This window comes from Coprococcus sp. ART55/1 (genome assembly GCF_000210595.1).
Classification (GTDB): domain Bacteria; phylum Bacillota; class Clostridia; order Lachnospirales; family Lachnospiraceae; genus Coprococcus; species Coprococcus aceti.
Map to the genome: position 1 here is coordinate 1,034,109 of NC_021018.1, position 7,969 is coordinate 1,042,077.

A 7,969-nucleotide genomic window follows, 5' to 3' on the forward strand; every position below is an offset into this window, starting at 1 on the left:
GATGAACGTTCTGCAGAGATGTGTTCTCACACTCTATTCATATGATGATAATCCGGATGATATAAGCATTGAGAATGTTCTCAGACAGTGTATGGAATTGATAGCACAGTTCCCTGTGATCGCCGCATATGGTTATCAGGGCTACAAGCACTATTTCCACGACATGAGTCTTGTAATACACAATCCGAAGCCGGGGCTTTCCACTGCAGAGAATTTCCTGAGGCTTATCAGATCGGATAAGAAATATACAGAGCTTGAGGCGCAGGTGCTTGACATATGTCTGGTTATACACGCTGAGCATGGTGGTGGTAATAACTCCACATTTACAACTCATGTAGTATCGTCGACAGGAACAGACACATATTCTGCAGTTGCAAGTTCACTTGGATCGCTGAAGGGACCTAAGCATGGTGGTGCAAACCTCAAGGTTCAGCAGATGTTTGATGACCTCAAGAGCCATGTCAAGAACTGGGATGATGAGGCTGCACTGGAGAAATATCTCACAGGACTTATTGACAAGAATGGCTTTGACCATTCAGGCCTTATATATGGAATGGGTCATGCGGTATACACCAACTCAGATCCTAGAGCTAGGATACTCAAGGGATATGCAGAGAGACTTGCCCAGGAGAAGGGCAGGACAAAGGAATTTGAGCTGTACAAGAAGGTTGAGGAGATATCAGGAAGACTGCTTGCGGCCAGAAGACGCAGCGGCAAGCCTATATCGGCAAATGTAGACTTCTACAGTGGATTTGTATATACGATGCTCGGTATCCCTATCGAGCTGTTTACTCCTATATTTGCCATCGCACGTATTGCAGGATGGTCGGCGCATAGAATAGAGGAGCTTGTCAATGCCGGCAAGATCATCAGACCTGCATATAAGTATGTGGGAACACACAAAGAGTATCTGCCGATGGAAGACAGATAAAGTTATGTACGGCAGATTAAGATAAAGCCGGAGAATACAATAGACATGCATACAGCGCTTCAATCTTCAATAGACAAGGTTGGGGCGCTTAGTGCATTTGATGACAAGGAGATGAACTGGAACATGAAAGATAAGAATAAGAACGCAAAGACTGAGGAAAAGACAAATGTCATGCGCATACTTGACAGCAAGAAGATAAAGTACAACCATTATTGTTATGTGGAGACGGGCGAGACGAATGGAGAGAAGGTTGCTGCCATACTTGGACAGGATCCTGCGTATGTGTATAAGACCCTGGTGACCGTTGCGAAGTCCGGCGCAAATTACGTGTTTGTAATTCCTGTCAAGGAGGAACTTGATCTCAAGAAAGCTGCGAAGGCTGTGGGAGAGAAGTCGATAGATATGCTCAAGGCAAAGGAACTCCTCCCTCTTACCGGATATATACATGGCGGCTGCTCACCTATCGGTATGAAGAAGTTTTTCAGGACCACGATAGATGCAAGTGCTGAAAATCTTGATAAGATGTATGTGAGTGCGGGTAAGGTTGGGTATCAGATAGAGATAGCCCCTGCGGATCTGGAGAAGGTCATACGTCTGGAGTATGTGGATGTGACGGTGTAAAGGACTAAATTACGTGACAAAAAAGCTGAAATTAAGAAGCTGAAAAATTAAAAAAAGCAGGAATATGAGCCCCTATAACGAAGTTTGCTGGGTTTCATATTCCTGCTTTTAGTTTATCTGCAAAATGTATCTGCCTCGACCGATCCGTTGTTATCTCTGCCATCTTCCGGCGGCACCGCAAGGAAGAACAAGACCTGTCTCTGTGACAGGAAGTCCGATCTCATCTGCCACAACATGTCCGCCAAATCTGCTCTTTACCTCTGTGGATATCATATATGTGAGCACCGCAGGCGCGAGACCTGTTGTATATGAATTTACAAGGAAGAAAAGCGGCTTGTCACAGAGAAGCTGGCTGCAGAGCTTGATGAAAGGATGGATCTTCTCTTCGATCTTCCATATCTCACCCTTTGGTCCTCTGCCGTATGAAGGAGGATCCATGATGATCGCATCATATTTGTTGCCTCGTCTGATCTCTCTTTCGACAAATTTCACACAGTCGTCAACTATCCATCTGATCGGTGCGTCGGCGAGCCCTGATGATGCTGCGTTTTCCTTTGCCCAGGTAACCATTCCCTTGGATGCATCAACATGGGTGACTGCAGCTCCGGCTTTGGCGGCTGCGCATGTTGCGCCCCCTGTGTATGCGAACAGGTTCAACACCTTAATATCCTTTTTAGGTGAGTTCTTTATCAGTTCGCTGAACCAGTCCCAGTTGACAGCCTGCTCAGGGAACAGACCAGTGTGCTTGAAGCTGAATGGCTTCAGATTGAAAGTCAGATCCCTGTAATTTATTGTCCACTGCTTAGGCAGGCTGAAAAACTCCCATTCTCCGCCGCCTTTGTTGCTTCTATGATAATGTCCGTTCAGTTTATTCCATGCAGGATTTTTCTTTGGAGTGCTCCACAGAACCTGGGGATCTGGTCTGAGTAGAGTGTATTTGTCCCAACGCTCAAGCTTTTCTCCGTCAGAGCAGTCAATAACTTCATAATCCTTCCATCCATCTGCTATCCACATATATGTAATCCTTCCTTATAAAAATAACTTCAAAAAATATATCCTATAGATTATACTTGTATCAAAGCACTGCGTCAAGGCTGCTGTGTGCATAGATTGATGACAGAGATTAATGACGATACAGATTGTTGGTAATGGAGAAGTTGGAATAATGGCAGATATAAGTATAAAAGAATTAATAGAAGAGATGGTACAGAGTGATCCCCACAAGATTATCCTCAGTGGCGGACGCGGTGAATATAGAAAAGTGGTATTTGAGAGAAAAATCATAGGCGGTAAAAGGTGCTTTCAGATAGAAAGGTATACGGAGAAGCAGGTGTTCCACCAGAATATAGATGAGGGCGAGCTTGAAGAAGCACTGGCCGGAGATCTGCAGGATGGATTCAGACAGATAAACATGTTCTCGGCCCGGGAGGAGTGGGATGTGAAGATCTCAAAGAAGGGCAAAATAGCTGTGAATAAGAGGCACACGGAGAATAAACTCATAACTGTTCAGGGAAACAACCGAAGAAAGAAATACATACTTGAAGAGGGAATGGATATCCCTGTATTTACCCATCTGGGCATATTTACAAAGGATGGCAAGGTTGTGCACTCCATGTATGACAAGTTTAAGCAGATCAACAGATTTGCGGAGATCGTGGACAATGTCATGAAGAGCTACAACAAACCTTCTATTAATATAGTAGATTTTGGATGCGGCAAATCGTATCTGACATTTATAGTTTATTATTATCTGCATGAGGTTAAGGGGCTTGATGTCCATATAACCGGCCTGGATCTCAAGGAGCAGGTGATAAAAGACTGCAATGCGCTGGCGGAACAGTTTGGATATACCGGACTAAAATTCGGACTTGGGGATATAAATGGGTATAAGACGGATGTGGATGTGGATATGGTCATGACGCTGCATGCGTGTGATGTTGCCACGGACTATGCGCTGTACAATGCCATTTGCTGGAACGCACAGTATATATTGTCCGTGCCTTGCTGCCAGCATGAGCTGAATAAACAGATGCATTCTGATAAACTGGCTGCGCTGACAAGATACGGTATCATAAAGGAGAGGATAGCTGCGCTGGCAACAGATTCCATCCGTGGACATATGCTTGAGGCGTGTGGATATAAGACTGATATAATGGAATTTATAGACATTGCACATTCGCCTAAAAATCTGCTCATAAGAGCTGTGAAGAAAAATGTATCTCCGGACAGGAGAAAGAAGGCTTTTAAGGATGCGGAAGCACTTTGTGAGGAGTTTGGATTCAGACAGACTCTGATGGAGATGATTAAGGCGGATGGCAGGATATAATTGGATTAAACCTGTGGTTTGTTGTGTGTGTGATGGTTGTGGAATATTATTAAGGAGGATATCATGAGGGCTGCGCTGTATATAGATTGTGATAGCATAGAGGCAAAGGCTGTGCCTGTTATATATGAGGATATAATCAGAACGGACAAGCTTGTGATCTGCAAGATGTTTAATTCCGACAAAGACGATGACAGCTTTATGGAGAGTGCAGGGAGGTTCAGAATACAGGACTGCATGCACGGAGAGTATAAGGTGTCATCGGCGATGGTTGCGCTGGCCGTGGAGGTTATGGCGGATGCTGCGCTTTCAAAGCCAGAGCGCATATATATAGCAACGGGGGACAGTCTGACAGTACCGCTTCTCAACAAGCTGAGGCTCACGGATATAGAGGTTGTGGTTGCCGGTCCATGTGACGCAGACAAAATCCTTGTGAACAGCGCCCAGAGATATATGTATATAGATGTTCTTGCCGGAGAAAAATGCACTGCTGATATACCGGATATAGGTGATATAGCAAAGGAGATATATTCGGTTTCTTCCTATTATAAAGGACAGGGAAGAGATGCTGTCATGGAACAGGTGTATGAAGGCGTTGTGAGAAGATACCCGGATTTTGATGTCAGAAATTATGGCTATACTCATCTTGATACATTTGTGGAGAATAATGTGAGTGGAGTGAAGGTTTATACCGATGAGAATGGCGTGACAAAGCTGACGTTGGTCGATGACAGGGAGGAGATAGACACATTTGCATATGAGTATATGACGGGCAGGGGATATAAGATCGATGATATGGCAGAGCTGCTCGATGCGATTCGAAGCAGATTCCCTGGGTTTGCGATGGAGAATTATGGTTACCATACAGATTACGGGTTCATCTTAAGCTTTTCGAAGTTTGAGATATGGGAGAACAAGGGGATCAAGATGAAGAGGACATTCAAGCTGAGTGAATCTGGCGAGTGATACCCTGTAAATACCCGTTAAAAAAATTCAAAAAAACATAAAAAAATTAAAAAAACCTCTTGATTTAAAGAAATCCCTAGTATATAATCAAACGTGCTGTGGCATGATAGCTGAGAAGCGGAGGTTGCTGCGTACATATATGACGCAGGTTTTTCGTGGAGCGAATGTCAATTTACAAAACTGGCGACAAGTCACTGTACAATATAACCGTCTGTCAAGAGGACAGAAACGACGTGATGGTTCTGGGTTTTAACCTAGGACACACACGGGAGAGTGTACAGTCACCGCTTGTTGTACTAAGATTAAGTGCGAAAAGGAGGCGGCTTTTTTTATGGCAAATCAGATTATGAGAATTACACTTAAGGCTTATGACCACAAACTTATCGACAAGGCAGCAGCACAGATTGTTGATACAGTTAAGAAGACTGGCGCAAAGGTAAGCGGACCAGTTCCAATGCCTACTAAGATTGAGAAGATCACAATCTTAAGAGCAGTTCATAAGTACAAGGACTCAAGAGAGCAGTTTGAGCAGAGAACTCATAAGAGACTTATCGACGTTGTAGCACCAACTCAGAAGACAATTGATGCATTACAGAAGATCGATCTGTCCGCTGGCGTGTTCATCGATGTTAAGATGAAATAATCAAAGTCAGACAGCAATTCAAAAGAAACCCAATTAGATGCGGACTAATTTAAAACAAACCGCAGAAACAATTAAATAACAGTACCTAATGCATTTTCGGATGTAATTTAGTATGATTGCAGATGCAATCCGCTGTGAATTAAATTAGGAGGAAACAGAAATGAAGAAGGCTATATTAGCTACAAAAGTCGGAATGACACAGATTTTCGACGAGAACGGTGTATTAACACCAGTTACAGTATTGCAGGCTGGTCCATGTGTTGTAACCCAGATCAAAACAGTTGAGAATGACGGTTACGATGCAATTCAGGTAGGATTCGGCGAGAAGAAGGAAAGAGTAACAACAAAGGACGTATCAGGAAAGAAAGTTATCAGAAATCCACATGGTGCTGGTAAGGCAGAGGTTGGTCATGCTAAGAAGGCAGGAACAACTCCAAAGGCTTTCTATAGAGAGTTCAGACTTGAGAACACTGCTGAGTACGAGCTTGGCGCAGAGATCAAGGCAGACGTATTTGCTGCTGGCGACAAGATTGATGTTACTGCTAAGTCAAAGGGTAAGGGATACGCAGGCGGTCTTAAGAGACACGGCCTTAAGTCAGGTCCTTCAGGACATGGTTCAAAGTATCACAGACATGCAGGTTCAAACGGTTCTGCAACTACTCCAGGTAGAGTATTCAAGGGCAAGAAGATGCCTGGACATATGGGTAGCGTAAGAGTTACAATCCAGAACCTTGAGGTAGTTAAAATAGATGTTGAGAACAATGTAATCTTGGTTAAGGGCGCTGTTCCAGGACCAAAGAAGTCATTGGTTATGATTAAAGATACAGTAAAGTCTGGTAAGTAGGGCTTTGGAAAGGAGAGACAACAATGGCATCAGTTAAGGTTTATGACATTGAAGGCAAAGAAGTTGAGACATTAGAGCTCAATGATGCAGTTTTCGGTGTAGAAATAAATGAGCATATAATGCATAAGGCTGTAGTTGGTCAGTTAGCCAACAACCGTCAGGGAACACAGAGCGCTAAGACACGTTCAGAAGTTTCTGGTGGTGGAAGAAAGCCTTGGAGACAGAAGGGAACTGGTCATGCTAGACAGGGTTCAACAAGATCTCCACAGTGGACAGGCGGCGGAGTTGTATTCGCACCAAAGCCAAGAGATTATTCAGTTAAGATGAATAAGAAAGAGAAGCAGCTTGCTATGAAGTCAGCACTTTCATCAAAGGTTGCTGAGAACAAGCTGGTAGTAGTTGACAAGCTTGATCTTCAGGAGGCTAAGACAAGCGTATTTGCAAAGATCCTTGCAAAGCTTTCAGCTCCTAAGGCTCTTGTAGTAACAAAGGATAAGAACAATAACGTTGTTCTTTCAGCAAACAACATTCCAACAGTTAAGACAACAGTAGCTAATTCACTTAGCGTATACGATATTCTCAAGTATGAGAAGCTTGTTCTTACTAAGGAAGCAGTTGCAGCAATTGAGGAGGTGTACGCATAATGGCAGATATCAAATATTATGACGTTATACTTAAGCCAGTGATCACAGAGAAGAGCATGAACGCTATGGCTGAGAAGAAATATACATTCCTTGTTCATCCAGAAGCAAACAAGTCACAGGTTAAGGAAGCTGTAGAGAAGATGTTCGAGGGAACAAAGGTTGCAAAGGTCAACACAATGAACAATGACGGTAAGGTCAAGAGACGTGGTATGACACTTGGTAACACAGCAAAGTACAAGAAGGCTATCGTTCAGCTTACAGCTGACAGCAAGGACATCGAGATCTTCGAGGGACTTTAAGATATAGCCGTGGGTGGCTGCACAGTATAGCTGCTCATCACATTAGTTGTATACGCAATCAAAGCGTGAGAATAAATTGAACCGAAAGGAGAACAACAATGGGAATTAAGACATATAACCCATATACACCTTCCAGAAGAAATATGACTGGCCTTGATTTCTCAGAGATCACAAAGACAACTCCAGAGAAGTCACTCGTTGTTTCAACAAGCAAGACAGCCGGTCGTAACAATCAGGGTAAGATAACAGTAAGACATCACGGTGGTGGTGCTAAGAGAAAGTATAGAATAATAGATTTCAAGAGAAATGACAAAGATGGTATTCCAGCAACAGTAGCTGCAATCGAGTATGATCCAAACAGATCAGCAAATATTGCACTTCTGTTCTATGCAGATGGAGAGAAGAGATACATCCTTGCTCCTTTCAAGCTTGCAGTTGGCGATGTGCTGATGAATGGCGCAGAGGCAGAGATCAAGGTTGGTAACTGTCTTCCACTTCAGAATATTCCAGTTGGTACTCAGGTACACAACATCGAGCTTTACCCAGGTAAGGGCGGACAGTTAGTTCGTTCAGCAGGAAACGCTGCACAGCTCATGGCTAAGGAAGGAAAGTATGCAACACTTAGACTTCCATCAGGCGAGATGAGAATGGTTCCGATTATCTGTAGAGCAACAGTTGGACAGGTAGGAAATATCGAG

The 7,969-nt window shown here is 43.6% G+C and carries 10 protein-coding genes; 9 read left to right on the forward strand and 1 reads right to left on the reverse strand.

Annotated features, from left to right (window positions below; genetic code table 11):
• Positions 1-931, forward strand: a 931-nt coding sequence (locus CCU_RS04840; protein ID WP_015533784.1) for a citrate synthase, incomplete at its 5' end; no start/stop codon positions are given.
• 123 nt (positions 932-1,054) lie between these two features.
• A complete protein-coding gene (ybaK, locus tag CCU_RS04845) occupies positions 1,055-1,552 on the forward strand; it encodes a Cys-tRNA(Pro) deacylase (RefSeq protein ID WP_118017398.1) in 498 nt (165 codons plus the stop codon).
• 150 nt (positions 1,553-1,702) lie between these two features.
• Here ybaK and CCU_RS04850 read toward each other — a convergent pair whose 3' ends face one another.
• Entirely contained in the window at positions 1,703-2,566 is an 864-nt protein-coding gene (locus CCU_RS04850; RefSeq protein ID WP_015533786.1) for a class I SAM-dependent methyltransferase, read from the reverse strand.
• Positions 2,567-2,717: 151 nt separating this feature from the next.
• Between CCU_RS04850 and CCU_RS04855 the strand changes: the two genes are divergently transcribed.
• The 7 genes from CCU_RS04855 to rplB all read left to right on the forward strand — a co-directional run.
• Positions 2,718-3,878, forward strand: a complete 1,161-nt coding sequence (locus tag CCU_RS04855; protein ID WP_015533787.1) for a class I SAM-dependent methyltransferase — start codon at positions 2,718-2,720, stop codon at positions 3,876-3,878.
• Positions 3,879-3,941: 63 nt separating this feature from the next.
• Positions 3,942-4,841: an OST-HTH/LOTUS domain-containing protein gene (locus tag CCU_RS04860; RefSeq protein ID WP_015533788.1), complete on the forward strand. Its 900-nt coding sequence runs from the start codon at positions 3,942-3,944 to the stop codon at positions 4,839-4,841.
• A gap of 331 nt (positions 4,842-5,172) precedes the next feature.
• On the forward strand, positions 5,173-5,484 hold the full coding sequence (rpsJ, locus tag CCU_RS04865; protein ID WP_004850108.1) for a 30S ribosomal protein S10: 312 nt from the start codon (positions 5,173-5,175) through the stop codon (positions 5,482-5,484).
• Positions 5,485-5,644: 160 nt separating this feature from the next.
• Positions 5,645-6,328: a 50S ribosomal protein L3 gene (gene rplC / locus CCU_RS04870; protein ID WP_015533789.1), complete on the forward strand. Its 684-nt coding sequence runs from the start codon at positions 5,645-5,647 to the stop codon at positions 6,326-6,328.
• Between the two features lie 23 nt (positions 6,329-6,351).
• A complete protein-coding gene (rplD, locus tag CCU_RS04875; protein WP_015533790.1) occupies positions 6,352-6,972 on the forward strand; it encodes a 50S ribosomal protein L4 in 621 nt (206 codons plus the stop codon).
• Positions 6,972-7,271 (forward strand): 50S ribosomal protein L23, encoded by a 300-nt coding sequence (gene rplW, locus CCU_RS04880; protein ID WP_004850114.1) that lies wholly within the window; start codon positions 6,972-6,974, stop codon positions 7,269-7,271. The genes rplD and rplW overlap by 1 nt, the downstream gene beginning before the upstream one ends.
• A gap of 98 nt (positions 7,272-7,369) precedes the next feature.
• Positions 7,370-7,969, forward strand: a 600-nt coding sequence (rplB, locus tag CCU_RS04885; protein ID WP_208896001.1) for a 50S ribosomal protein L2, incomplete at its 3' end; no start/stop codon positions are given.